Source organism: Streptomyces sp. NPDC051907, from assembly GCF_040681075.1.
In the GTDB taxonomy this organism is placed as follows: domain Bacteria; phylum Actinomycetota; class Actinomycetes; order Streptomycetales; family Streptomycetaceae; genus Streptomyces.
The window spans coordinates 25,828-50,156 of the sequence record NZ_JBFAYB010000034.1 but is presented as its reverse complement, the minus strand read 5'-3'; the positions used below and the strand labels follow the sequence as shown (position 1 = coordinate 50,156).

Below are 24,329 nucleotides of genomic sequence, written 5' to 3'. Positions count from 1 at the left end.
GCGGCGTATGCACATCTCATTCCTGCTCCATAACGCGTACGGCATCGGCGGGACGATCCGGACCACGTTCAACCTCGCCCAGACCCTGGCCGAGCGGCACGACGTAGAGATCGTCTCCGTCTTCCGCCACCGCGACGAGCCGACCATGGGCGCCCCCGCGGGCGTCGTCATGAAGCACCTGGTCGACCTCCGCAAGGACAGCCCCGCCTACGACGGCGACGACCCGCAGCACAAGCGCCCCGCCAAGGTCTTCCCGCGCGGCGACGGCCGGCACAAGCAGTACAGCCGCCTCACCGACGCCCGGATCGCCGCCCATCTGGGGTCCCTCGAGGCCGACGTCGTCGTCGGCACCCGCCCCGGGCTCAACGTCCACATCGCCCGCCAGACCCGGCGCGGCCCGGTCCGCGTCGGCCAGGAGCATCTGACCCTCGACAGCCACGGCTACCGGCTGCGCCGCGAGATCGCCCACCGCTACCTCCTCCTCGACGCGGTCACCACCGTCACCGAGGCCGACGCCGGCTCCTATCGCTCCCAGCTGAAGCTGCCCGGCGTGCACATCGAGGCCGTGCCCAACAGCGTGCCCGCCCCCTCCGTCGACCCCGCCGACTCCACCGCCAAGTGGGTCGTGGCCGCGGGCCGGCTGACCCGGGTCAAGCGGTACGACCTGCTGGTGAAGGCGTTCTCCAAGGTGGCCGCCGCCCGCCCCGACTGGCGGCTGCGGATCTACGGCAGCGGCGACGCGACCGGCAACGAGAAGAACGCCCTGCGCGCCCTGATCGAGGAGCGCCAGCTCCACAACCACGTCTTCCTGATGGGCTCGGCGAACCCGCTGGAGCCGGAGTGGGTCAAGGGCTCGATCGCCGCGGTCACCTCCAGCCTGGAGTCCTTCGGCATGACCATCGTCGAGGCGATGCGCTGCGGTCTGCCCGTCGTCTCCACCGACTGCCCGCACGGTCCCGGCGAGATCATCGAGGACGGCGTGGACGGCAGGCTGGTGAAGGTCGGCGACGTCGACGCCATAGCCGACGCCCTGCTCGCCCTGATCGAGGACGACGATCTGCGCCGGCGCACCGGACAGGCGGCGCTCGCCGCGTCGGCGCGCTTCGACCCGGCCCGGATCGCCGAGCGCCACGAGGCCCTGTTCGCCGAGCTCGTCGCCCGGGGCGAGGCCGGACGTTCGCGCAGCGCCCTGAAGGAGGCCTTGCATCGAGGCCGGGGCGCCGTGTACGACGGGGCGTACTCGCTGCGCTATCTGGCCGCAGGGGTGCTCCGGAAGGGCAAGAACAGCTGATGACGACGTCCACCGAACACAAGACGCCCCGGGCCGACTGCATCGCCGACTCAGCCGGCGGCGTCACCTTCGACGTGGCGGGCGCCGGCGCGCCGGACGCCGTGCTGGTGCTCAAGCGGCGCGGCGGCAAGACCGGCGCGGACGAGCTGAGGCTGCCGCTGACCCCGTCGGGCGACGGCACCTCGCGCGCTGTGCTGCCCAGCACGGTGGAGCTGGCCGAGGGCCGCTGGGACGCGTACACCGATCAGGGCGAGGCGCTCGAGCCCGGCATCAGGGATCTGCGGGCGCTGGTGGACCGCGCCCCCGATCTGGACCGGATCGCCGTGCGCATCCCCTACCCGACGGCGGACGGCCGGCTCGCGGTGCGCTGCTGGGTGCGGGCCCCGCACGCCGAGGCGGGCGACATCGTCCTCGCGGCGGAGCAGGGCGCGATGACCGTCCAGGGGCAGCTGTACGGCGTCGAGCTGGGCGAGGGCGCGGTGGCCGAGGCGAGGCTGCGCTCCGGCGACCGGGTGCACCAGGTGCCGGTGACCGGCGAGGGCAGGGCGTTCGGCTTCACCCTGCCGTACCAGGCGCTGGCCGAGCAGCCGGTGGGCAAGGAGCAGCTGTGGGAGCTGTGGCTGCGCCCGGCGGCGGACGCTGCGGGGATAAAGATCTCCCGCATCCTCGACGACGTCTGGGACCGCAAGAGCATCTTCGTCTACCCGAAGCACACGACGGACACCTGCCGGGCGGCGCCCTGCTACACGGGCGACAACGACCTCTGCGTGCGCCTCACCAAGGCGGGCTGACGAGGCGTTGCACTTGAGGACCGTTCTCGTCCTCAATCGCTGGCAGACTCGACGCCATGTTGGAGACCTCGGCAAGACTGCTGCGCCTGCTCTCGCTGCTGCAGGCCCACCGCGAATGGTCCGGCGCCGATCTGGCCGATCGGCTCGGGGTCACCGCGCGGACCGTGCGACGCGACGTCGACCGGCTGCGCGAGCTGGGCTACCCCGTCAACGCCAGCCCCGGCACGGGCGGCGGCTACCAGCTCGGCGCGGGGGCGGAGCTGCCGCCGCTGCTCCTGGACGACGAGGAGGCCGTGGCCGTCGCCGTCGGCCTGCGCACCGCCGCCGGCAACGGCGTCGAGGGCATCGGCGAGTCCTCCGTACGCGCCCTGGCCAAGCTGGAGCAGGTCCTGCCCAGCCGGCTGCGCCGCCGGGTCAGCGCCCTGAACGCCTTCACCGTGCCGATGCTGCGCGCCCCCCGGGCCCAGGTCGACGCCTCCGTGCTGACCGAGCTGGCCAACGCCTGCCGGGACAGCGAGCGGCTGCGCTTCGAGTACCGCGACCACGGCGGCGCCTCCACCCGTCGTACCGTCGAGCCGCACCGCCTGGTCTGCACCGAGTACCGCTGGTATCTGGTCGCCTGGGACCTCGACCGCGCCGACTGGCGTACGTTCCGGGCCGACCGCGTCGTCCCCAAGCCGCCGCACGGCCCGCGCTTCGCCCCGCGCACCCCGCCGGCCGAGGACCTCGCCGCCTATGTCTCCCAGGGCGTGTCCGTCCGCGCCTACGCCGCCGAGGCCGTCGTCCGGCTGAGGACCTCGGCCGAGCAGGCCGCCCAGATCGTCGGCCCCTCCGACGGCGTCCTGGAGCCGATCGACGACACGAGCTGTCTGCTGCGCACCCGAGCCGCGAGCCTGGACGTGATAGTCGTTCACGTCATGCTCATGGGCGTGGACTTCGAGGTGGTCGAGCCGCGGGAGCTGACCGAGCACGTCAGGACGGTCCGGGACCGGCTCTCCCGGGCTCTGGGGTGACCGGCCCCGCGCCGTCCGCCGTCTCCAGCCGCGCCGCGAACTCCGGATGGTGCAGATCGAAGGCGGGCGACTCGGAGCGGATGCGCGGGATGGTGGTGAAGTTGTGGCGCGGCGGCGGACACGATGTCGCCCATTCCAGCGAACGTCCGAAGCCCCAGGGATCGTCCATGTCGACCTTCTCGCCGTACTTCCAGGTCTTCCAGACGTTGTAGAGGAACGGCAGCGTCGACAGTCCCAGAAGGAAGGAGCCGATGGTCGACACGGTGTTCAGCGCCGTGAATCCGTCGGCCGCCAGATAGTCCGCGTACCGCCTCGGCATTCCCTCCGCGCCCAGCCAGTGCTGGACCAGGAACGTGGTGTGGAAGCCGATGAAGAGCGTCCAGAACTGGATCTTGCCGAGCCGTTCGTCGAGCATCTTCCCGGTGAACTTCGGCCACCAGAAGAAGAAGCCGGCGAAGGTCGCGAAGACGACGGTGCCGAAGACGACGTAGTGGAAGTGCGCGACGACGAAGTACGAGTCGGTGACGTGGAAGTCCATCGGCGGCGAGGCCAGGATCACTCCGGTCAGCCCGCCGAACAGGAAGGACACCAGGAAGCCGATCGCCCACAGCATGGGCGTCTCGAAGGAGAGCGAGCCCTTGAGCATCGTCCCGGTCCAGTTGAAGAACTTCACCCCGGTCGGGACCGCGATCAGGAAGGACATGAAGGAGAAGAAGGGCAGCAGCACCGCGCCGGTGGCGAACATATGGTGCGCCCACACGACCACCGACAGCCCGGTGATGGCCATCGTCGCGCCCACCAGCGTCAGATACCCGAAGATCGGCTTCCGGGAGAAGACCGGCAGGATCTCCGTCACGATGCCGAAGAACGGCAGCGCGATGATGTAGACCTCGGGATGGCCGAAGAACCAGAACAGGTGCTGCCACAGCAGCGCCCCGCCGTTCTCCGGCGCGAAGACCACCGAGCCGAACTGCCGGTCGGCCTCCAGCACCAGCAGCGCCGCCGCGAGCACCGGGAAGGCGAACAGCACCAGGATCGATGTGAAGAGCACGTTCCAGGTGAAGACGGGCAGCCGGAACATGGTCATCCCCGGCGCGCGCATTCCGATGATCGTGGTGATGAAGTTGACCGCGCCGAGGATCGTGCCGAAGCCGGAGAGGGCGAGCCCCATGATCCACATGTCGGCGCCGATGCCGGGGGAGCGATCCAGCGAGTTGAGCGGGGCGTACGCGAACCAGCCGAAGCTGGCCGGACCGCTGGGCACGAGCAGCGAGCCCAGCACGATCAGGCCGCCGAAGAGGTAGAGCCAGTACGAGAGCATGTTCAGCCGCGGGAAGGCCACGTCCGGCGAGCCGATCTGCAACGGCATGATCTCGTTGGCGAAGCCGGCGAAGGCCGGGGTCGCGAAGAGCAGCAGCATGATCGTGCCGTGCAGGGTGAAGGCCTGGTTGAACTGGTCGTTGCTGATCAGCTGGAGCCCGGGGCGGGCCAGCTCGGCCCGCATCAGCATGGCCAGCAGACCGGCGACGAGGAAGAAGCCGAACGACGTGATCAGATAGAGATGCCCGATCTTCTTGTGGTCGGTCGTCGTCAGCCAGTCCACGACCACCTGCCCCGGGCTGCGCTCCCGCACCGGGTGGGCCGTCGCCTCCGCGGTCTCCGTACCCATCGCTGCCCCCTCGCTGTCCGCGGCTCGGGCTTCGGTCATCGGGCTTCGGTCATTCGGATCGGGCTCCAGACATGATGCTCGCCGCGGGTCCCCTCCGACAGAGCGCCTTCCCACCGCAGGGGCGAGGGGCCGAGAGTGTGTACGAAGACGCGGGCGGATCCTGTAAGGAACCCGTAAATCTATCGACGTCCCGTCAATTGGCGCGCGGTAACTTCCTGGGACATTTCAGTCGGGAATTGAGCATGTTAGCCATAGCTCTGTACGGCTCTGCGCAATTACCGTGCAGACGAGCGTGAACTGCACGTTCGAGTGACGCGGATCGGGCTAAACGAGTGTCGAGATCCTGTGACAGAAGCGTGACCGGTGAGGTACTCGGGGCTGCTGTCGCATCGTCTTCTTCCGTCGCCGATGTTGCTTCCGTCACGGTCCGCCGCCGCTTACGGTGGGTGGCATGCCTCCCATACCGACACCCCCCGCACAGCCCGACGACGCCCCCGAGTCGTACGTCGGCCTCGTCGCCGACGACGCCGAGCGCCAAGCCCGCGAGCGCGGCTGGACGACCGTCAGAGCGCTGCCGGCGGGCGCGATCATCACCATGGAGTACCTGTCGGGCAGGCTCAACTTCGAGGTCGAGGGCGGCAAGGTCATCCGCTGCTGGCTCGGCTGATGACCTGCTGGGCGCGCGCAGCCGAGGACGGCGTACGCACCCAAAGTCCAGGCATAGGCGCCCTAGGCCCGGATACACGCACTCAAAGCCTGGATATACGACGAAGGCCCCGACACGCTCCGTGTCGGGGCCTTCGTCGTACTTCGTCCCGCTATGCCGTCCGGGGATCGGCCGTCAGGCCGGTCGGTCGCCGGTCAGCCGCCCCTCAGCCACCCGTCACCGGCCGCGAGTGCGGCGGACGGCGGCTGCCGGAGGGAGTGACCGGCGTCCGCTCGGAGTGCACCGCGCGCGGCCGGGGCTGCGCGATATGCGTTCTCGTGGCGGCGGCGCCGGTCCGGGAGCCGCTGCCGGCGGACACCGGCTCGTGGGCCGGACCCTCGGTCCCCGACGGGCCCCGCTGGGGGAACATCGCAGGTCGCGGGCCGCCCGAGGCGACCGGCAGCGAGGGAGCGAGCCGACGGCGCGCACGCCACTGCTCGCGGACCCCGAGGATCCAGGCCTCCGCGCGGCCGATCAGCGGCTCGCACCAGGGCAGCGCGAGCAGGATCAGCAGCCCGGCGGCCCAGCCGAGCAGCACATCGCTCAGCCAGTGCGTACCGAGGTACACGGTGGTCAGTCCGACGCCCAGGGAGACCGTCGCCGACAGGGCCGACAGATAGCGCCGAGCCCGCGGCGTGGTGGCCAGATACGCCAGGATTCCCCAGGTCACGACCGCGTTCGCGGTGTGCCCGGAGGGAAATATATCGCCGCCGGCGTACAGCTCGGCTGATCCGATCTGCGTCGCGTAGTGGGGGCCGAGCCGCCCGAGACCGATCTTGACCGCTCCCACGGTCACGTTGAGCAGTAGCAGCGAGGCGCCCAGAGCGAGCAGGGGCCGCAGGGTGTGCTGGCGCCACGAGCGCCAGCCCAGCCACGCAGCGACCATCACGGCGGTGGGGCCGCGCTGGCCGAGGACCACGAAGTAGTCGAGGAAGGCGTGCAGTTCCGGCCACTGCTGGTAGGGCCGGAACAGCATGATCTTCCAGTCGATGATCACCAGCCACGTCGAGGCAAGCACGGCGACGACGATGGCGAGATAGAACGCCGACGTCCCGCCGAAGAGGGCGAGACGGGTGCGGGTCATCCGCGGGATCTCTATCTTCGGCGGTTCCGGCTCCCGGTCGAGGCGGGCAAAGATGTCGGTACGCACCCAATCGACGTTACAGCGAGTGAGTGACCAGCTAGGCCGATCCAGTACGTTCGTGATGTCGATGTGATGTGGAGTAGGTCTCAGATCCGGATATATTCCCGGCCGGCACGGAAAGCAAGATGACCTTGTCCGCTATTCAGTAGCGCGTCTTCACGGGGTGTTCTTTCCTAGGCGCGGAAATAGTTCACCGCTGTCCCGCACGGAATTTCCCGGCCGTTCAGGGCGGCCCAAGATCGCCTTCGGTCCGACTTCCGTCCGCCTTCCGGCGTACGCCGGGCGTGTCGTACGCCACACCGGCGTGTTCGCCCTGGTGAGAGATCCACCACGCGCCGCCCGCCGGAACTCGCGTACGCTGACGACTCACTCGCCCGTCGATGCCGGACCGCCCTGCGGGACACTGAGCAGCACTGTCCCCGGCTGGCCCGCCGAGCGCGAGGGATTTACTGGGAGGTACGCACATGTCCGGGACGACCACGGCCGGAGCACGGCTTCGTGCCGCCGGCGGCGGTGCCAACCGCTGGGTCGTTCTCTTCGTCCTCTGCGTCAGCCTGCTGCTCGTCGCGCTCGACGCGACCGTGCTGCACGTCGCCGTCCCCTCGGTCACCGAGGATCTGCGCCCCAGCGGCGTCGAGCTGCTGTGGATCGTCGACGCCTATCCGCTCATCTGCGCCGCGCTGCTGATCTTGTTCGGCACGCTCGGCGACCGCGTCGGCCGCCGGCGCGTGCTGCTGATCGGCTACGGCATCTTCGGCGCGGCCTCCGCGCTGGCCGCCCTCGCCACCACCCCCGAGGTCCTGATCGGGGCGCGCGCCCTGCTCGGCGTCGGCGGCGCGATGATCATGCCGGCGACGCTCTCCATACTCCGGGCGGTCTTCCCCGACCGGCGGGAGCGGGCGACGGCGATCGGCATCTGGACCGCGGTCGCCGCGGTCGGCGCCGCCACCGGCCCGGTGCTCGGCGGCTTCCTCGTCCAGCACTTCTGGTGGGGCTCGGTCTTCCTGATCAACATCCCGCTGATGGCGCTGATCCTGCCCGTCGGCCGCTGGCTGCTGCCCGAGTCCCGAGGCGACTCGGACGGTCCCTGGGACGTGCTCGGCGCGCTGATGGCGGCGGCCGGCGTCCTCGGCGTCGTCCTCGGCGTGAAGCGGCTCGGCGCGGGGCACTCGCTGCTGGACGCCGAGACGGCGGTCCCGCTGCTGATCGGCGCCGCGCTGCTCGCCGTGTTCGTACGACGGCAGAGGCGCCGCAGGCATCCGCTGATCGACATGGGGATGTTCTCCCGGGCGGCCTTCTCCACCTCGGTCGGCTGCATCGTCCTCGCCATGCTCGCGCTGGTCGGCCTGGAGCTGATCGCCGTCCAGTACCTCCAGCTGATCCTCGGCCTCAGTCCGCTGGAGACCGGTCTGCGGCTGCTGCCGCTGACCTTCGCCGCGATGGCCGCCGGCGCCACCGGATCCGCCACCCTGCAGCGCGTCGGCCCGCGCCGGATGGTCGGCTGGGGCTTCGTGCTGACCGCCGGCGCCGTGCTGCTGCTGACCCTGATGGGGCAGCACGACCGGCCCCTGCTGCTCACCGCGGGCTTCGTCCTGCTCGGTTACGGGCTGCAGACCACGCTCTTCGCGGCGTACGAGTCGATGCTCAGCGAGGCCCCCGCCCAGCAGGCCGGCGGCGCGGCCGCGATCGGCGAGACCTCGTACCAGCTGGGCGCGGGCATGGGGATCGCCCTGCTCGGCAGCGTGATGAACGCCGCCTACGCGCCCGCTCTCTCCTCCCTCGCGGGCGTGCCCGGCTCGGCGAGCTCGGCGGCGGCCAACTCGCTGGGCGAGGCGTACAAGGTGGCGGACCAGCTCGGCGGCGGGGCCGGCGACGTGCTCCGCAGCACCGCGCGCCACTCCTTCGTGCACGGTCTGCACGTCACGCTCCTGGTCAGCGCGGGCCTGCTGATGCTCGGCGCGGTCGCGGCGCTGCGGCTGCCGAGGGCGATGGAGTGCTCGGGCGACGGCGCGGAGAAGACTGAGCTGGGCGAGGCGAGCGAGACCAGCGACATGGGCGAGAAGGCCGGCAAGGCCGAGAAATGCCCGCCGCCGAGGCGGCCCGACCTCTCGCTCCCGGCGAGCCGCGAGCCCGCCGAGGCGACCGGGTCTGGACGCACGGCACACTGAGCCGTAACGTCAGCCGGAGCCGTAACTACCACTGCTAGTTTTCTGTGTCCGCTGAGTGAGCGCCGCCGGAGGCCAAGCCATGTCCGCACCCTCGAAGCAGCTTCCGCCCTTCGACCCCAGCGACCCCCTCGGCATCGACGATCTGCTCGACCCCGAGGACCTCGCGATCCGCGAGACCGTCCGCAGCTGGGCCGCCGACCGCGTCCTGCCGGACGTCGCCGACTGGTACGAGCGGGGCGAGCTGCCCGCGATCCGCGAGCTGGCCCGCGAGCTCGGCTCCATCGGCGCGCTCGGCATGTCGCTGACGGGCTACGGCTGCGCGGGCGCGACCGCCGTCCAGTACGGACTGGCCTGCCTGGAGCTCGAAGCGGCCGACTCCGGCATCCGCTCCCTCGTCTCCGTCCAGGGCTCGCTCGCGATGTACGCGATCTGGAAGTTCGGCTCCGAGGAGCAGAAGCAGCGCTGGCTGCCCGGCATGGCGTCCGGCGAGATCATCGGCTGCTTCGGCCTGACCGAGCCCGACCACGGCTCCGACCCGGCCGGCATGCGCACCTATGCCAAGCGCGACGGATCCGACTGGGTGCTGAACGGCCGCAAGATGTGGATCACCAACGGCTCGGTGGCCGGGGTCGCCGTCGTCTGGGCCCAGACCGACGAGGGCATCCGCGGCTTCGCCGTGCCGACCGACCTTCCCGGCTTCTCGGCGCCCGAGATCAAGCACAAGTGGTCCCTGCGCGCGAGCGTCACCAGCGAGCTCGTCATGGACGACGTGCGGCTGCCCGCCGACGCGGTGCTGCCGGAGGTCGCCGGGCTGAAGGGTCCGCTGAGCTGTCTGTCGCACGCGCGGTACGGAATCGTGTGGGGCGCCATGGGCGCCGCGCGCTCCAGCTTCGAGTCGGCGCTGTCCTACGCGCGCACGCGCGAGCAGTTCGGCAAGCCCATCGGCGGCTTCCAGCTCACCCAGGCCAAGCTCGCCGACATGGCGGTCGAGCTGCACAAGGGCATCCTGCTCGCCTACCACCTCGGCAGGCGCATGGACGCGGGCAGGCTCCGTCCCGAGCAGGTCAGCTTCGGGAAGCTCAACAACGTGCGGGAGGCGATCGAGATCTGCCGCACCGCGCGCACGATCCTCGGCGCGAACGGGATCTCGCTGGAGTACCCGGTGATGCGGCACGCGACCAACCTCGAGTCGGTGCTCACCTACGAGGGCACCGTCGAGATGCATCAGCTGGTGCTGGGCAAGGCGCTCACCGGCCTGGACGCCTTCCGCTAGACCCGCCGCCGGCCACCGGGCCAGACCTCGGTCTGGCCGGAGACGGCCGGCGAGCTCCTTGCTCAGCTCTGGTTGAAGAAGCCGTCCTGCGTGCGACCTGCCGGCTCCTCGCTGACCACGAGGGTGTCGGCGGGGCTCAGCAGGAAGACCCTGGTGGCGACGCGCTCGATCGAGCCGCGCAGCCCGAAGGTCAGTCCGGCGGCGAAGTCCACCACGCGCTTGGCGTCGGCGGGCTCCATGGCCGTCAGGTTGACGATGACCGGGACGCCGTCCCGGAAGAGCTCGCCGATGGCCCGGGCGTCCCGGAAGCTGTCCGGGGCGACCGTGGCGATGCGGCGGCCCTCCTGCTGGGCGGACTCGGAGGCGACGCGCACCCGCGGGTCGGTGACCCAGGCGTCGCCGGTCTCCGTGCCCTCGGCGTACTCGTCGTCGTAGTAACGCTCGTCGCTGTCCTCGACGAGCCCCAGCCAGGCGCTTGCCTTGCGCACCGAACCCATGGACGCCTCCTTCCGCTCCAGTCCGCTCACTGCGGCCTTAGTCGTTCCGCATCTCTATGGTCGTCCATAATGCGGATCGCGCGCCAAGTGGATAGTCGCCGCGCAGGGGATTCGTGACGGTACTGGTGCAGAACATGTGGCGATTCGTCAAGGTTCTTCCTGGGTGCGGGCCCTCACAGAATGAAAATATGAAAGTCGAGCCAGACGGGTGACCTTGGGGACGTACGGGTGAACCGGATGGCTGGATACGATGCCTTCCGCACCGTAGGAAGCAACGGGGGAATCGTCGTGTTCGGAATAGTCAGGCCCTGCACCCACCGCCTCACGGACGGGCTCAAGACCGAGTGGATGGCCCATCTGTGCGGCCTCTGCCTGGCACTTCGCGCAGACCACGGCCAGTTCGCACGGATCGTCACCAACTACGACGGGCTGATCGTCTCGGTCCTGACGGAGGCTCAGTCCGAGCGCACCCCCTCCTCCCGGCGCACCGCGGGCCCCTGTCCACTGCGCGCCATGCGGACCGCGCCCGTCGCCCGCGGCGAGGGCGCGCGGCTCGCCGCGACGGTCTCGCTGGTGCTCGCGTCCGCGAAGGTCCGGGACCACGTCGCGGACCGGGACGGGGTGTTGGCCCGCAGGCCCATGGCGTCCGCCGCGCGCAAGGTCGCCGCCGGATGGGACAGGGCGGGCGCGCGGGCCGGCGCGGAGCTGGGCTTCGACACGGCCGTGCTGCTGGACGCGGTCGACCGGCAGGCGGGCATCGAGTCGCTGGCCGGGCCGGGCACCTCGCTGCTGACCGTCACCGAGCCGACCGAGACGGCCACCGCCGCGGCCTTCGCCCACACCGCCGTGCTGGCCGGGCGGCCGGAGAACGCGGCTCCGCTGGCCGAGGCCGGAAGGCTCTTCGGGCGCCTCGCGCATCTGCTGGACGCCGTGGAGGACCAGGCGGCCGACGCGGCCGCCGGCGCCTGGAACCCGCTGACCGCGACCGGGACCTCGCTGGCCGAGGCGCGCCGGCTCGCCGACGACGCGGTGCACGGCGTACGGCTCGCCCTGCGCGACGCGCACTTCGTCGACGACAAGCTGGTGCACGTGCTGCTCGCGCACGAGCTGAAGACCTCGGTGGACCGGGCGTTCGGGACGACGACCTGCTCGCACCAGGGATACGGCGGCACACCGCAGAACCCGTACCAGGGCGGCGGCGGCCACGGCCAGGGCCCTTACGGCGGCAACCCTTACGGCGGCAACCCCTACGGCGGAGGCGCTCCGGGCATGCCCGGCGGCCCGGGCGGCCCCGGCGGGATGCCGCCCAGCTTCCACCAGGGGCCGCAGCAGCCGGGCAGGCGCGGATTCTTGGCAGGCTGCGCGGCCTTCGTCGGACTGTGCTGCACCTGCCAGATGTGCTGCGCCAAGAGGTACGAAGGGCCTTGGTCCCGCAAGAAGCGCGAGGGCTGCATCCACAAGTGCGACTGCGACTGCTGCGACTGCGGCTGCGACTGCTGACGCAGCCTCAGCCGCCGCCTTGGCCGCCTCGGCGACAGTCGTAGCCAGCCCTCGGGGTGACTCAGTACGAAGGCGACGCCATGGCGTCTCCAGGGCCATGGGGCATGGGCGCCCGTCGGCGGGCAGGCGGAAGCCGTTAGCCGTCAGCCGTCAGCGGAGCCGGGGCCGGGACAGGCGGCAGCCGCCGAGCGCACGGAAGTCGGGCAGACAGGGGTGACCCGACTTCCGTGCGGATTCCATGCGGACGGCCGGGGCGGGACGGGCGGAGCGAGGGGAGTGGTGCGTTGTGCACGCAGGTGAAGGCGCGAGATGCGAGCAGCCGGCGCGGCAGCGCGCCGACGGGGAAGTCAGGGAAAGGCAGCGAGGTCAGCTCAACAGGACGAGGACCACACTCGACCGAGGTCGATGTGGGAGCGCGTGACCAGCCACTGCTGCGAATGCATGGGCCAAGTGGAACAGGCATCCGATTCCGCGTCAACTGCCCTGAGACATACGGCTCACACTCTGGACAGGCTTGACAGCGAGCCGTGCGCACCGCCTAGCCTCAAGAGGTCGGACCGTGCTGAGGGGCTCGGTCCACGCTGTGTTCCCGGTGAAGGCGTTCCCGTGTTCGATCTCTGCATCCACGGAGCCCTCGTATGGCCGTGCCCACCGAAACCTTTCCTCACCGCAGCCGCCAGCTCGTGCCGCCGCTGCTCGTCGCGACCATCCGGCACACCGTGGCCACCTCGCTGCTCAGCCTCGGCCGGCAGTACGTCGACCGGCACTATGCCGAGCGGTCCTCCGCGCCTGGCACGGCCGGTGCGCGGTGAGGCGGTCCATCGTCGTGGTGGGCGCCGGTCCGCGGGGGACCGGCTTCCTGGAGCGGCTGGCGGCCAACGTCCCCGAGCTCTACGCCGGCCGGCCGCTGGACGTCCACCTGGTGGACCCGCATCCGCCGGGCGGCGGCCGGATCTGGCGGCAGCAGCAGTCGCCGCTGCTGTGGGCGAACTCCATGGCCGAGGACATCACCATGTTCACCGACGACACGGTGCCCCTGGACGGTCCGGTACGGCCGGGCCCCACGCTCGCCCAGTGGGCGGCCCTCGACGGCCGGACCTTTCCCACCCGCCGCCAGCAGGGCGCGTATCTGCGCTGGGTGTACGAGAGCGCGGCGGCCGCGCTCGCGCCGTCCGTCGCCGTCCACGAGCACCGGGCCCGCGCGCTGCGCGTCAGCGGTCCGCGCCAGGGCCGTCAGCGGGTCTGGCTCGAAGGGCGCGCCGAGCCGCTGACCGCCGACGTCGTCGTACTCGCCCTCGGCCATCTCGACGCCGAACCCGGCGACGAGCAGCGCCGGTCGGCGGACTTCGCGCGACGGCACGGGCTGCTGCACCTGCCGTCCGACTTCACCGCCGACAGCGATCTGTCCGCCGTGCCCGCCGGCGAGCCGGTCGTCGTGCGCGGCTTCGGTCTCGCCTTCGTCGATCTGATGGTCCTGCTCACCGAGGGCCGCGGCGGACGGCATGAGAACGGGGAGTACGTCCCCTCCGGCCAAGAGCCCGTGCTGTACGTCGGGTCGCGCCGAGGCGTTCCGTACCACTCCAAGATCGGCTACCGGTGGGAGGGGGAACGGCCGGCGCTGCCCCGTTTCTTCGGCCCGGCCGAGGCGGAGGCGTTACGGCGCCGGTCCCGCGTCGACTTCCAGCGAGACGTCTGGCCGCTGGTCGACAAGGAGCTCGGCTTCGCGCACTACCACCGGCTCTTCACCGTCCACCCCGAGCGCACGGCCGTCGGCTGGGCAGACTTCGAGGAGAAGTACGCGGCCGCCCCGCCCGGCAGCCCCGAACTGTCGGCCCTGGTCGCCGTCTCGGTCCCCGACCCCGCCGACCGCCTCGATCTGGAGGCGCTCGACCGTCCGCTGGACGGGATGCGCTTCTCCTCGTACGACGAGCTCCAGTACGGGCTGCGCGGCTACGTCGCCGCCGACCTCGAGCGCCGCCACGATCCCGCGCACAGCGAGGACCACGCCGTCTTCCTCGCCCTGCTCTCCGTCTACGCGCAGCTGATCCGCCTCGGGGACGTCGGCGGCCGGTGGCACGGCTTCTACAGCTACCTCGCCTCCGGGCCGCCGGGACCCCGGCTGCGCCAACTCCTCGCGCTCTCCCGGGCCGGCGTCGTCCGCTTCCTCGGCGCCGGCGTCACGGTCGAGGCCGACGAGGAGCGGGGCGTGTTCCGGGCGGGCAGCGCCAGTGTGCCCGGTCAGTGGATCGAGGCGCGGGCGCTGGTCGAGGCCCGGCTGCCGGAGCCCTCGCTGGAGCGCACCCGCAGCCCGCTGCTCAGCGCGCTGTACGCGGACGGCGCCGACACGACCCCCACCGGGCTGCTCTCGGTGGACCCCGACGACGGGCGTGTGCTCGAGCACGGCGGCGAGCCGCATCCACGGCGCTTCGCCCTGGGCCCGCCCACCACGGCCGGGGCGGGCGGCGGCTTCACCAGGCCGCGCACGGGCGGGGCGGCGCTCCGGCAGAACGACGCCGCGGCGCGCAGCGCGCTCCTCCTGCTGCGCGACCTCTCCTGTCGCACCCGCCTCAGCGCCTGAGCGCACACGCCCCCTCTCGTCCTCCCGCCCCGCGAAGGAACCCCATGCCGCCCACCGGCGACCATCCGCCCGACCACGCCTCGGTGCTCGGCCCCGAGCCGGTCGGCGAGGTGATCGACAGCCCCAGCGGGAGCGTGCCCGCGCCTTCCTCTCCAAGGTCCTGTGATCCACGCTCCGTTGATCCACCGTCCTGTGATCCACCGTCCTGTGATCCACGGTCCTGTGATCCACGGTCCTGTGATCCACAGCCCCGTTGATCCACGGCCTGCCGAACCCCCCATGCCCCCCGCCCCGCGCCGGCGACCGCCGGACGGGCCGGGTCTCCCGGAAAGGCTCGTACGCACATGCCCGCCACCCGACCACCTCTGCACATCGCCGCCGAGATCGGCGGACCGTCCCGCTTCGACGCCGAGCACTGTCTCGCGCTCGCCCGGCTCGCCGAGGCGGGCCGGCTGGACTTCGTCACCCTCGGCGACTCCTTCGCCAGGCCCGGCCTCGACGCCCTCGCCGTGCTCGCGCGGATCGCGCCCGCGACCGAGCGGATCGGGCTCGTGCCGACCGTGAACACCACCCACACCGAGCCCTTCCACGTCCAGGCCGCCGTGGCCACCCTCGACTGGGTGAGCCGCGGCCGGGCCGGCTGGAACGTCGACGTGTCGACCACCGAGGCCGAGGCCCGGCTTTTCGGCCGCCGGCCCGCCATGGCCCCCGCCGAGGCCTGGCGGGAGGCCGGCGAGGTCGCCGACGTGGCACGGCGGCTGTGGGACAGCTGGGAGGACGACGCCGAGATACGCGACAGATCCACAGGTCGCTTCATCGACCGCGACAAGCTCCACCATGTCGACTTCCAGGGCGCCTCCTTCTCCGTGCGCGGACCGTCCATCGTGCCCAGGCCGCCGCAGGGCCACCCGGTGACCGTCGTCGACGGGACGGGCAGGGCGAGCAGGGAGGCCGCCGCGCGCCACGCCGACGTCGTGCTCATCCGGGCGGCCGGCCCCGAAGAGGCCGCAGCCGCCCGCGCGGACGTGCACCGCAGGGCGCGCGCCCATGGACGCGACCCGCGGGCGCTGCGGGTGCTGGTCTCCCTCGTCGTCGACCTCGGCGAGGCGGAGCCCGCCCCCGAGCCTGGCTTGTACGGCGGGCCGCGGCTCGCCGCCTCGGGCGCGCACTTCAGCGGCGGGCCCGTCGAGCTCGCCGACCTGATCGGCCGGTGGCACGCGGACGGCGCGGTCGACGGGTTCCACCTGGCGCCCATCGCCCCGGGGCGCGACCTGGAGCGGATCGTCAACGGCACCGTCGCGCTGCTCCAGCACCGCGGCCTGTTCCGCACCTTCCATCCGGGCGGCACGCTCCGCGAGCATCTGGGCCTCGCGCGCCCCGCCAACCGCTACGCCCTGACCAGGGGAGCCTCATGACCGTCGCAGGCCCGTCCGGCGGCCGGGGGCCGCTCACCAAGCAGCTCCACCTCGCCGCCCACTTCCCGGGCGTCAACAGCACCACCGTCTGGGCCGATCCGCGCTCGGGCAGCCAGATCGACTTCTCCTCCTTCGAGCGTCTCGCCCGCACCGCCGAGCGCGGTCTGTTCGACTTCTTCTTTCTCGCCGAGGGGCTGCGGCTGCGCGAGCACAAGGGCCGCGTCCACGACCTGGACGTCGTCGGACGGCCCGAGTCGATCACCGTGCTGAGCGCGCTCGCCGCCGTCACCGACCGTCTCGGCCTCGCCGCGACCGTCAACGCCGCCTTCAACGAGCCGTACGAACTCGCCCGCCGCCTCGCCTCCCTCGACCACCTCAGCGGCGGCCGGGCCGCATGGAACGTCGTCACCTCCTCCGACGCCTTCACCGGCGAGAACTTCCGCCGCGGCGGCTACCTCGACCGGGCCGACCGCTACACACGGGCCGCCGAGTTCGTCGGCGCCGCCCGCGCGCTGTGGGACTCCTGGACCCCGGACGGCGCCCCGCGCCCCTTCTCCCACACCGGCCGGCACTTCGCCGTCGAGGGCGAGTTCACCGTTCCGCGCTGCCCGCAGGGTCACCCGGTCGTCATCCAGGCAGGCGACTCCGCGGAGGGCAGGGAGTTCGCCGCGTCCGCCGCGGACGTGGTCTTCACACGGCACGGAACCCTGGAGGCGGGCCGCGCCTTCTACGCCGACGTCAAGGGACGCCTCGCCCGGCACGGCCGGCGGCCCGACGAGCTCAAGGTCATGCCCGGGGTCACCTTCGTCCTCGGCGACAGCGACGCCGAGGCGCAGGAGAAGGCCGCCGAGATCCGCCGCCGGCAGGTCTCCCCGCAGAACGCGATCCTCGCGCTGGAGCTGGTCTGGGGCCGCGACCTGTCCTCGTACGACCCCGACGGCCCGCTGCCCGACGTCGATCCCGACCCGGAGTCGGCCCTCGTCCAGGGCCGGGTCAAGATCGCCGACCCGTTCGAGACCGCGGCCAGGTGGCGGGCGCTGTCCGAGGCGAAGGGGCTGTCGATCCGGCAGACCGTCATCGAGACGACGGCCCGTCAGTCCTTCGTCGGGACCCCGCGGAGCGTCGCCGCGCGGATGGCGGAGTTCGTGGCCGAGGACGCGGCCGACGGCTTCATCCTCGTGCCGCACCTCACCCCGGGCGGCCTCGACGACTTCGTCGACCACGTGGTGCCGCTGCTCCAGGAGCGCGGGGCGTTCCGTACGCAGTACGCCGGCGCGACGCTCCGCTCCCACCTCGGCCTGGCCGAGCCGGTGTGGAAGGGCTGAGCGCATGAGCACGGACGCGGGGGAACGGCGGACATGGCAGAAGCGGGCACGAACACCGCGCCCGCCACGCTCTCGGGCCCGTACGGTCCGCTGTCCCCGCCGGGACCCTCCCCCTGCCTTCGGCGGGAGGTGCCCCCAGGCTCGCCGACGGACCCGGAAGGGCGAATTCCGGCCGTCCCGGGGCGCGGGACCGACGGCGGCGACGAGCCGCTGCTCAGCGCCGGCGCCGCCGACGGCCTGACCGTCGACGGCAAGCCCCTGGTCGGCCATGTCCGCCTCGCGGCCGACCACGGCCGGATCTCCGACGCCCGCGCCGCGCACGGGCGGGCGACGGCTCGTCGTCATGAGGACGTCGAGGCGACGGCGTACGACCCCGCTGAGCGGCGCCCGGGAGCCTCGGGCCGTACCCGGACCGGCGCCAGCTGAGGGCGCGGAACCACGTAGGCCGCTGACCCGTCCCACCGGCGCGGACGAGCACGTCGCAGCATCTGCCGGCCCCGGTGGCGCCAAGCCGCCGGGGCCATGCGGCGTGCAGGCGCTGCGCGGCCGAAAAGGGCCCTTGCGCGGCAAGTTGACGCACCGAATACTCCCGAACAGCGCTTGTCAGGGGCACCGCTTGTCCGGTAATCGAGCATCCGGATCCGGCCGCGGTCTCCTGGCTGCGCCTCACGGGCCCCGAACCCCACAACGGGCGCCCCCGACTTCCCTCGGGAGGAACGACAAGTGAGGATCAAGCGCACCATCCCCCGCAGTGGCGCAGCGAGACGCATGCGTCTGCTCGCCGTCTCCACCGGCCTGATCGCCGCCGCAGCGCTGGCCGTCCCCGCCGCCAACGCCGACTCGACTCAGACCTTCACCGCCGGCCAGCTCTCCGCCGCGAGCGACGCCGTACTCGACGCGGACGTGGCAGGCACCGCCTGGCATATCGACAAGGCGACGAACACCCTCGTCGTCACCGCCGACAGCACCGTCTCCGCAGCCGAGATCGCCGAGATCAAGCAGGAGGCGGGCGCCAACGCCGGCGCCCTGCGCATCGAGCGCACCCCCGGCGCCTTCTCCAAGCTGATCGCCGGCGGCGACGCGATCTACGCCACCAGCTGGCGCTGCTCCCTGGGCTTCAACGTCCGCAGCGGCAGCACGTACTACCTGCTGACCGCCGGCCACTGCACCGACGGCAACCCGCCCTGGTACACCAACTCCTCGCGCACCACGAGCATCGGCCCGACGGCCGGGTCCAGCTTCCCGGGCAACGACTACGGCCTGGTGCGCTACGCCAACACCTCGCTCTCGCACCCGGGCACCGTCGGCAGCGTCGACATCACCAGTGCGGCCAACGCCACCGTCGGCATGTCCGTGACCCGCCGCGGCTCCACCACCGGCACCCACAGCGGCTCGGTCACCGGCCTCAACGCCACCGTCAACTACGGCGGCGGCGACATCGTCTACGGCATGATCCGCACCAACGTCTGCGCCGAGCCGGGCGACAGCGGCGGCCCGCTCTACTCCGGCAGCCGGGCCATCGGCCTGACCTCCGGCGGCAGCGGCAACTGCTCGTCGGGCGGCACGACCTTCTTCCAGCCCGTCACCGAAGCGCTCAGCGCCTACGGAGTCAGCGTCTACTGACGCGCCGGCGCCGCAGCCGGCAGCAGTCGAGCCCTCGTCCCTCTTCCAGGACGGGGGCTCGTCCGTCTTCCAGGACGGGGGCTCGGCGTCGGTCGCCCTTTTGAGTCGCCCTTTTTTTGAGAGGATGTCCAGGCGGTCGGGCGCCGGAGGGACGGGGGTTGCGGATCAGTGGAACGCATCGGAGTGACCGGCCACAGAGGAATCCCTCCCGAGGCACACGCTCATATCCGCGCCGGAATGCGAGCCGCCCTCTGCGGCCACGAGGGCTCGATGGAGGCCCTGACGAGCCTGGCGGCGGGCGCGGACCAGATCTTCGCGGACCTGGCGCTGGCCTGCGGCGCGGACCTGACCGTGGTGATCCCCAGCGACGACTACGAGACGGGCTTCACGGACCCCGGCGAGCTCGCCCGCTACCAGCGCTTCAAGAGTCTGGCCACCAAAGAGGTCCAGCTGGCCTTCCCGTACTCCACCGACGAGGCGTACTACGCGGCGGGCGCGTACATCGCCGACCACTGCGACCGCCTCCTCGCCGTCTGGGACGGCCGCCCGGCCCGCGGCCACGGCGGCACGGGCGACATCGTCCGCTACGCCCGCGGGCTGGGCAGACCGGTGACCGTCATCTGGCGCGCCGGCATCGAACGCCTCTGACGCGCCGCCCGCCCGCGGACCCGATGCGCTGTGCGCGGTCGGAGCCTCAACTGCGGTGCCTGGCCAGCCAGTCCGTGTGCTGCGGAGAGACGATGCGCTCGGTCTCGTACACCGCCGAAGGCCACTCCACATCGCTGACCGACGTCTCCATCGCCGTGTGCATCGTCGCCAGGTCCTCGGCCACCAGGGAGTGGGCCGCGATCAGCGGCTGGTGGCGGCGGATCTCGTGCCAGGCCAGACCGGCCGCCGCCGTCGCCGACAGCAGGCCCTCCACCGGGGGCGAGTCGAGCGCCGAGAAGGCCCGCAGCACCGCGAAGAACAGTGCCAGCAGCGTCAGCAGGCTGATGGAGGCGGACCACACGGCCGTGGCGCGGCGGGAGTTCTCGGTGCTGCGCCGGTACCAGTTGCGCTGCTCGATCAGACGGTCCCTGACATAGGTCTCCTTGCGCACGCCGAACGACTTCGCCCGCAGCTGGCGCATCGGGGCGGTGATCAGCTCGGCGGACGCCGTCTCCTCGTCGCTCGAGCGCGGGTCCTGCCAGCCCACCTTCCTCAGCTCCCGCAGCCCCTCCTCCAGCCGGGCGGCGAACAGGGCGTCCGCGTCGGCGGTATGGGAGTCGAAGGGCGCGCCGTGGACCGCGTACCGCCAGCACATGGATTTGATGAACTCGGCGGCGGAACGGTTGAGCTGCCACTGCGACTTCGCCCGGCGCCGGGACAGGCGGTAGCCGAGCACGAGCACGCCCGCGTAGGCCAACGCGCTGAGTGCGCCCGGCAGTTGGAAGCCGTCCCCGAGCGTCAGGGACGACGGCAGCGCCGCCAGCGCGGCGCCGAGGACGAGCAGCAGAAGCTGGGCGCGGGTGGCGCCGACGGACTCGCGCTGTCTCGTGATCGCTATGGCGTCCGAGCGGTGGAAGAGGTGGGGCAGATCGTTGTTGCGGAAGACCATGCTCTGCAGTGGGCCCGGAAACGCGGTCATGCGCACCCCCGTCTGCGCTTTTGCCTTCACTCTTTAGGCGGAATGGCTTGTTCCGTACTCGGCTGCGAGAATGCCGCGCAACTCTTTCGTTCCATGTCCACGTGCTGAGTTGCTGCGAGTGGCCATGAGAGTAAAGTCGAGCCGCCGGCACCGCAACGGCGCCTGGTATCTGTGTGGTACCTGATCTGGACACAACATCAAGGACGGCCCTCATGACGTTTCAGACCTCTCCTTCCTTCGCGGCGGCGAAGAGGAATCGCGTCCCGCTGGCACAGATCGACGTGCGCGGCGCGGACGCCTCCAAGAAGCTGGCCCGTGTGCTGCCCGCCTCCACTGACCGTAGTGTGCGTGCAGCCACCTTCAACTCCGCGCTCTAGACTGGCGGAATGACTGGACCCCTGGTCCCATTCCGCCAGATCGTATTGAAGGTCCACAGCAGATGTGATCTTGCTTGTGACCATTGCTATATCTACGAACACGCTGATCAGAGCTGGCGCACCCGCCCGAAGGCAATCTCTGACGAAGCGATTTCCTGGACAGCTCTGCGACTGGCCGAGCATGCCAAGAGCCATGCCCTGCCCTCCGTGTCAGTGATCCTGCACGGAGGGGAGCCTCTGCTGGCGGGGCCCGCACGACTGCGACGGATCTGCGAGGAGCTCACCACCGCCCTCGACGAGGTCGCCGAGCTCGACCTGAGGATCCACACCAACGGACTGCAGCTCAGCAGCCGCTACCTCGACCTCTTCAGCGAGTACGACCTGAAGGTCGGCATCTCCCTCGACGGCGACCGCGCCGCCAACGACCGCCACCGCCGCTTCGCCGACGGCCGCACCAGCCACCCGCTCGTCCTGCGCGCCGTCGACCTCCTGCGCGAAGAGCGCTACCGCCACCTCTACCTCGGCCTCCTCTGCACGATCGACGTGGCCAACGACCCGGTCGCCGTGTACGACGCCCTCGCCGAGCTGGCGCCCCCGCGCATCGACTTCCTGCTCCCGCACGCCACCTGGGACGACCCGCCCGCCCGGCCCGACGGGTCGCCCACCGCGTACGCCGACTGGATCCTCGCCGTCTTCGACCGCTGGGACCGCGGCGGCAGGCAGGTCCCCGTACGGCTCTTCGAGTCCGTGCTCTCCACCCTCGGCGGCGGCCCCAGCCTCACCGAGTCCCTCGGCCTGGCCCCCACCGACCTCGTCGTCGTCGAGACCGACGGCGCCCTGGAGCAGGTCGACTCCCTCAAGAGCGCCTACGAGGGCGCGGCCGCCACCGGCTTCGACGTCTACCGCCACTCCTTCGACGAGGTCGCCGCCCACCCCGGCGTCAGGGCCCGCCAGCTGGAGCTCGCCGGGGTCAGCGAGACCTGCCGCACGTGCCCGGTGGTGCGCTCCTGCGGCGGCGGGCTCTACACCCACCGCTACAGCTCCGCGCGCGGCTTCGACAACACCTCCGTCTACTGCGCCGACCTCGAGGCGCTGATCGACGGCATCGAGCGGCGCACCGCCGCCGAGACCGTCTCCCCGGCCGTGACCGACCCCGGCGAGCTGCTCTTCCTCCAGCAGGACCTCACCCGCACCATGCTCGCCGAACTCCACCAGGAGCTCGACGGACTGGGCGGCGACGCCTGGCAGCGCGCCTGGGAGCTCGCCTCCGCCGTCGAGCGGGACTCGGACGGCCTCGACTGGATCTGCGCCCACCCCTACACCCGCACCTGGCTGCACGAGTGCCTGACCGCCCTGCGCGAAGGCCGCCCTGAGGCCGCGCAGCTCGCCCGCCGGCTCTCCGCGTACGTCGCGGCCGCGGCCGTGCGCGGCGGGCTGGACCTCGCCGTCTCCGTGGAGTGCCACGACGGCAGGCTCGTGCTGCCCACGCTCGGCGAGCTGCGCCTGGACGGCGTGGAGTCGCCCTGCGAGGCCGAGGTGCGGGGGAGCGAGAAGGAGTTCCAGGTGCGCGTGGCCGGCCGGGCGCCGTGGCGCCTGCGCGCCGACGAGGCCGCGGACGGCTGGCGGCCCGTGCACCGCCTCGACCTGGACGGCTGGCCGCGGCTCGCGATCGACGACGTCGATCCCCACCGCCGCTGCTTCGCGGCCGAGGCGCTCGATCCGGGGGATCGGCGACCGGGCGAAGCGGCCGAGCGGGCCGCGCTGCTGGGCGAGGCGTGGCAGCTGCTGCGCACGGCCGTCCCCGAGCAGGCCGCCGAACTCGCCGGGTCCCTCACCACGCTGACGCCTCTCGCCTCGTCAGGGCCCCAGGCGGGGCGCCACGGCTACGGCGCGCTCGGACTCGACCTGCGCGCCACGACGCCGAGGGAGCTGGCCCTCGCCCTGCTGAGGGGCTTCTCCCAGGCCAAGCTGCAAGCGCTGTCCGAGGTCGCGGACCTGTACGCGCAGGACGGCTGGTGGCGTCACCGCGCACCGTGGCAGGAGGAGCCCGTGGCCCTCTCCGCACTGCTGGCCGGGGCGTACGAGCGCGTGGCGCTCGCGGCCTTGGAGCCCGGCGGCTGGGCGGACGAAGAGCCCGGGGGCTGGCCGGGCGAAGAGCCCGGGGGCGAGCACGGTACGCGGTCCGGCGCCGAGCCCGGCAGGCAGCCAGGCACCGAGCCCGGTACGCGGTCCGGCGTCGAGCCTGGTACGCAGCCAGGCGGCGAGCCCGGTAGGCAGTCCGGCACCGCGCCCGGCACGCGGCCCGGCACCGAGCCCGGCACGCAGTCCGGCGTCGCGCACGCACGCCAAGCGCTGGCCGCTCTCGAGCGCGCCGCCGAACTGACCGTCACGGGCAGGCATCTGATCGCGAGTCTGGCGGCAGAGCTCGAGGAGCGCACCGACCGCGGGAAACAGGCCCGTCGTGGCTGACTCCGAGCGGAGCGGCCGGCTGGTGCGCGCCCTGAGGGAGCTGGGCGTGGCGGAGGGCATGACGGTCCTCGTCCACGCCTCCCTGCGCTCCACCGGGGTCAACGCCGACGCGCTGCGCGACGCCCTGCTGCACGTCCTCGGCGACGACGGCACCATAGTCGTGCCCGCCTTCACCATGGAGAACTCCGACACCTCCCACTCCTACCTCGCCCGGGTGCGCGGCATGACACCCGAGCAGTCGGCGGCCTTCCGGGCGGAAATGCCGGCCTTCGACCCGGCGCACTCGCGCAGCCAGGGGATGGGCCGGTTGGCCGAGTCCGTGCGGACCGCCGAAGGCGCCGTGCGCAGCGCCCATCCGCAGTCCTCCTTCGCCGCCCTCGGCCGCCGAGCCGCCGAGCTGCTCGCCGGTCATCCGCTGGAATCCCACCTCGGCGACGACTCCCCGCTCGGCGCGCTGTACCGCGCCGAGGCGCAGGTTCTGATGATCAACGTGAATTTCGCCGTGTGCACGGCATTCCATCTCGCCGAATACGCGCGCGATGCGCCAAGGCGCGCCTACCGTTGTGTAGTGCAGCGACCTGACGGGGGTAAGGAATGGGTCGAGTACACCGACGTCGAACTGGACGACAGCGATTTCGACGCGATCGGCGCCGCCTTCCCCGTGGCACGGGAGCAGAAGGGACAACTGGGAGGAAGGCCCGCAAGGAGGTTCTCGATCAAGGACGCGGTCGACCATGCGAAGAGCTGGATGACCGAAAAGCGGTGTTGATTGACTGAACGTCGGGGGGATGGAGCATGGCCGGCTCCGGAATGATTACCTCGCTCGCAGCCATCCGCTGTTGTGGGTGTGCGTGCGGGCGTTC

21 protein-coding genes are annotated in these 24,329 nt (G+C 71.7%); 17 read left to right on the top strand and 4 right to left on the bottom strand.

Going from position 1 to position 24,329, the window contains the following annotated elements:
• Nucleotides 1–7: 7 nt before the first annotated feature.
• Genes AB0M39_RS19555 through AB0M39_RS19545 form a run of 3 tightly spaced genes read left to right on the top strand, consistent with a single transcriptional unit; the run spans nucleotide 8 to nucleotide 3,095 of the window.
• The gene (locus tag AB0M39_RS19555; RefSeq protein WP_365365914.1) at nucleotides 8–1,291 is read left to right on the top strand and encodes a glycosyltransferase family 4 protein; all 1,284 of its coding nucleotides are present in this window, start codon (nucleotides 8–10) and stop codon (nucleotides 1,289–1,291) included.
• A complete protein-coding gene (locus AB0M39_RS19550; protein WP_365365912.1) occupies nucleotides 1,291–2,082 on the top strand; it encodes a hypothetical protein in 792 nt (263 codons plus the stop codon). Before AB0M39_RS19555 ends, AB0M39_RS19550 begins: the two co-directional genes overlap by 1 nt.
• 56 nt (nucleotides 2,083–2,138) lie before the next feature.
• Nucleotides 2,139–3,095, top strand: coding sequence for a YafY family protein (locus AB0M39_RS19545; protein ID WP_365365910.1), 957 nt, complete (start codon nucleotides 2,139–2,141; stop codon nucleotides 3,093–3,095).
• Here the strand turns inward: AB0M39_RS19545 and ctaD are convergent.
• Complete coding sequence (gene ctaD, locus AB0M39_RS19540; protein WP_365365908.1) at nucleotides 3,055–4,764, bottom strand: cytochrome c oxidase subunit I; 1,710 nt, start codon at nucleotides 4,762–4,764, stop codon at nucleotides 3,055–3,057. The genes AB0M39_RS19545 and ctaD overlap by 41 nt on opposite strands.
• Nucleotides 4,765–5,215: 451 nt before the next feature.
• Between ctaD and AB0M39_RS19535 the strand changes: the two genes are divergently transcribed.
• Nucleotides 5,216–5,431, top strand: coding sequence for an I78 family peptidase inhibitor (locus tag AB0M39_RS19535; RefSeq protein ID WP_365365906.1), 216 nt, complete (start codon nucleotides 5,216–5,218; stop codon nucleotides 5,429–5,431).
• A 205-nt stretch (nucleotides 5,432–5,636) separates the two neighbouring features.
• Here AB0M39_RS19535 and AB0M39_RS19530 read toward each other — a convergent pair whose 3' ends face one another.
• Entirely contained in the window at nucleotides 5,637–6,620 is a 984-nt protein-coding gene (locus tag AB0M39_RS19530) for a phosphatase PAP2 family protein (protein ID WP_365365904.1), read from the bottom strand.
• Between the two features lie 458 nt (nucleotides 6,621–7,078).
• Between AB0M39_RS19530 and AB0M39_RS19525 the strand changes: the two genes are divergently transcribed.
• Nucleotides 7,079–8,782, top strand: a complete 1,704-nt coding sequence (locus AB0M39_RS19525; protein WP_365365902.1) for an MFS transporter — start codon at nucleotides 7,079–7,081, stop codon at nucleotides 8,780–8,782.
• A 79-nt stretch (nucleotides 8,783–8,861) separates the two neighbouring features.
• The gene (locus AB0M39_RS19520; protein ID WP_365365900.1) at nucleotides 8,862–10,055 is read left to right on the top strand and encodes an acyl-CoA dehydrogenase family protein; all 1,194 of its coding nucleotides are present in this window, start codon (nucleotides 8,862–8,864) and stop codon (nucleotides 10,053–10,055) included.
• 62 nt (nucleotides 10,056–10,117) lie between these two features.
• Here the strand turns inward: AB0M39_RS19520 and AB0M39_RS19515 are convergent, their stop codons facing one another.
• Nucleotides 10,118–10,552, bottom strand: a complete 435-nt coding sequence (locus AB0M39_RS19515) for a cell division protein SepF (protein WP_365365898.1) — start codon at nucleotides 10,550–10,552, stop codon at nucleotides 10,118–10,120.
• Nucleotides 10,553–10,840: 288 nt separating this feature from the next.
• On the opposite strand from AB0M39_RS19515, the gene AB0M39_RS19510 reads away from it, so the two are divergent.
• From AB0M39_RS19510 to AB0M39_RS19475, 8 genes are all read left to right on the top strand, one after another.
• The gene (locus AB0M39_RS19510; protein ID WP_365365896.1) at nucleotides 10,841–12,052 is read left to right on the top strand and encodes a DUF5685 family protein; all 1,212 of its coding nucleotides are present in this window, start codon (nucleotides 10,841–10,843) and stop codon (nucleotides 12,050–12,052) included.
• Nucleotides 12,053–12,690: 638 nt separating this feature from the next.
• Nucleotides 12,691–12,864: a hypothetical protein gene (locus AB0M39_RS19505; RefSeq protein ID WP_365365894.1), complete on the top strand. Its 174-nt coding sequence runs from the start codon at nucleotides 12,691–12,693 to the stop codon at nucleotides 12,862–12,864.
• Nucleotides 12,861–14,630, top strand: a complete 1,770-nt coding sequence (locus AB0M39_RS19500) for an FAD/NAD(P)-binding protein (RefSeq protein WP_365365892.1) — start codon at nucleotides 12,861–12,863, stop codon at nucleotides 14,628–14,630. Before AB0M39_RS19505 ends, AB0M39_RS19500 begins: the two co-directional genes overlap by 4 nt.
• A gap of 344 nt (nucleotides 14,631–14,974) precedes the next feature.
• A complete protein-coding gene (locus AB0M39_RS19495) occupies nucleotides 14,975–16,045 on the top strand; it encodes an LLM class flavin-dependent oxidoreductase (protein WP_365365890.1) in 1,071 nt (356 codons plus the stop codon).
• Complete coding sequence (locus AB0M39_RS19490; protein WP_365365888.1) at nucleotides 16,042–17,370, top strand: NtaA/DmoA family FMN-dependent monooxygenase; 1,329 nt, start codon at nucleotides 16,042–16,044, stop codon at nucleotides 17,368–17,370. Before AB0M39_RS19495 ends, AB0M39_RS19490 begins: the two co-directional genes overlap by 4 nt.
• 33 nt (nucleotides 17,371–17,403) lie before the next feature.
• Nucleotides 17,404–17,796 (top strand): hypothetical protein, encoded by a 393-nt coding sequence (locus AB0M39_RS19485; protein WP_365365886.1) that lies wholly within the window; start codon nucleotides 17,404–17,406, stop codon nucleotides 17,794–17,796.
• Between the two features lie 297 nt (nucleotides 17,797–18,093).
• Nucleotides 18,094–18,993 (top strand): S1 family peptidase, encoded by a 900-nt coding sequence (locus tag AB0M39_RS19480; protein ID WP_365365884.1) that lies wholly within the window; start codon nucleotides 18,094–18,096, stop codon nucleotides 18,991–18,993.
• 168 nt (nucleotides 18,994–19,161) lie between these two features.
• Nucleotides 19,162–19,641, top strand: a complete 480-nt coding sequence (locus AB0M39_RS19475; protein ID WP_365365882.1) for a hypothetical protein — start codon at nucleotides 19,162–19,164, stop codon at nucleotides 19,639–19,641.
• A gap of 46 nt (nucleotides 19,642–19,687) precedes the next feature.
• Here AB0M39_RS19475 and AB0M39_RS19470 read toward each other — a convergent pair whose 3' ends face one another.
• Nucleotides 19,688–20,590 carry a DUF4231 domain-containing protein gene (locus AB0M39_RS19470; RefSeq protein WP_365365972.1) on the bottom strand — a complete coding sequence of 301 codons (903 nt, stop codon included), beginning with the start codon at nucleotides 20,588–20,590 and terminating at the stop codon, nucleotides 19,688–19,690.
• Nucleotides 20,591–20,832: 242 nt separating this feature from the next.
• On the opposite strand from AB0M39_RS19470, the gene fxsA reads away from it, so the two are divergent.
• Genes fxsA through AB0M39_RS19455 form a run of 3 tightly spaced genes read left to right on the top strand, consistent with a single transcriptional unit; the run spans nucleotide 20,833 to nucleotide 24,235 of the window.
• Nucleotides 20,833–20,997 (top strand): FxSxx-COOH cyclophane-containing RiPP peptide, encoded by a 165-nt coding sequence (gene fxsA / locus AB0M39_RS19465; protein WP_365365880.1) that lies wholly within the window; start codon nucleotides 20,833–20,835, stop codon nucleotides 20,995–20,997.
• A 9-nt stretch (nucleotides 20,998–21,006) separates the two neighbouring features.
• Nucleotides 21,007–23,466: a radical SAM/SPASM protein FxsB, inactivated metallohydrolase extension form gene (gene fxsB, locus AB0M39_RS19460; RefSeq protein WP_365365878.1), complete on the top strand. Its 2,460-nt coding sequence runs from the start codon at nucleotides 21,007–21,009 to the stop codon at nucleotides 23,464–23,466.
• A 58-nt stretch (nucleotides 23,467–23,524) separates the two neighbouring features.
• Nucleotides 23,525–24,235: an AAC(3) family N-acetyltransferase gene (locus AB0M39_RS19455; RefSeq protein WP_365365970.1), complete on the top strand. Its 711-nt coding sequence runs from the start codon at nucleotides 23,525–23,527 to the stop codon at nucleotides 24,233–24,235.
• Nucleotides 24,236–24,329 lie beyond the last annotated feature (94 nt).

Bases quoted from the DNA above. Each gene is read 5' to 3' on its own strand.
- AB0M39_RS19515 (WP_365365898.1), bottom strand. From the start codon at position 10,552: ATGGGTTCGGTGCGCAAGGCAAGCGCCTGGCTGGGGCTCGTCGAGGAC.
- AB0M39_RS19470 (WP_365365972.1), bottom strand. From the start codon at position 20,590: ATGGTCTTCCGCAACAACGATCTGCCCCACCTCTTCCACCGCTCGGAC.
- fxsB (WP_365365878.1), top strand. From the start codon at position 21,007: ATGACTGGACCCCTGGTCCCATTCCGCCAGATCGTATTGAAGGTCCAC.
- AB0M39_RS19555 (WP_365365914.1), top strand. From the start codon at position 8: ATGCACATCTCATTCCTGCTCCATAACGCGTACGGCATCGGCGGGACG.
- AB0M39_RS19505 (WP_365365894.1), top strand. From the start codon at position 12,691: ATGGCCGTGCCCACCGAAACCTTTCCTCACCGCAGCCGCCAGCTCGTG.
- AB0M39_RS19485 (WP_365365886.1), top strand. From the start codon at position 17,404: ATGGCAGAAGCGGGCACGAACACCGCGCCCGCCACGCTCTCGGGCCCG.
- fxsA (WP_365365880.1), top strand. From the start codon at position 20,833: ATGACGTTTCAGACCTCTCCTTCCTTCGCGGCGGCGAAGAGGAATCGC.
- AB0M39_RS19495 (WP_365365890.1), top strand. From the start codon at position 14,975: ATGCCCGCCACCCGACCACCTCTGCACATCGCCGCCGAGATCGGCGGA.
- AB0M39_RS19525 (WP_365365902.1), top strand. From the start codon at position 7,079: ATGTCCGGGACGACCACGGCCGGAGCACGGCTTCGTGCCGCCGGCGGC.
- AB0M39_RS19455 (WP_365365970.1), top strand. From the start codon at position 23,525: ATGACGGTCCTCGTCCACGCCTCCCTGCGCTCCACCGGGGTCAACGCC.
- AB0M39_RS19490 (WP_365365888.1), top strand. From the start codon at position 16,042: ATGACCGTCGCAGGCCCGTCCGGCGGCCGGGGGCCGCTCACCAAGCAG.
- AB0M39_RS19550 (WP_365365912.1), top strand. From the start codon at position 1,291: ATGACGACGTCCACCGAACACAAGACGCCCCGGGCCGACTGCATCGCC.
- AB0M39_RS19535 (WP_365365906.1), top strand. From the start codon at position 5,216: ATGCCTCCCATACCGACACCCCCCGCACAGCCCGACGACGCCCCCGAG.
- AB0M39_RS19545 (WP_365365910.1), top strand. From the start codon at position 2,139: ATGTTGGAGACCTCGGCAAGACTGCTGCGCCTGCTCTCGCTGCTGCAG.
- ctaD (WP_365365908.1), bottom strand. From the start codon at position 4,764: ATGGGTACGGAGACCGCGGAGGCGACGGCCCACCCGGTGCGGGAGCGC.
- AB0M39_RS19520 (WP_365365900.1), top strand. From the start codon at position 8,862: ATGTCCGCACCCTCGAAGCAGCTTCCGCCCTTCGACCCCAGCGACCCC.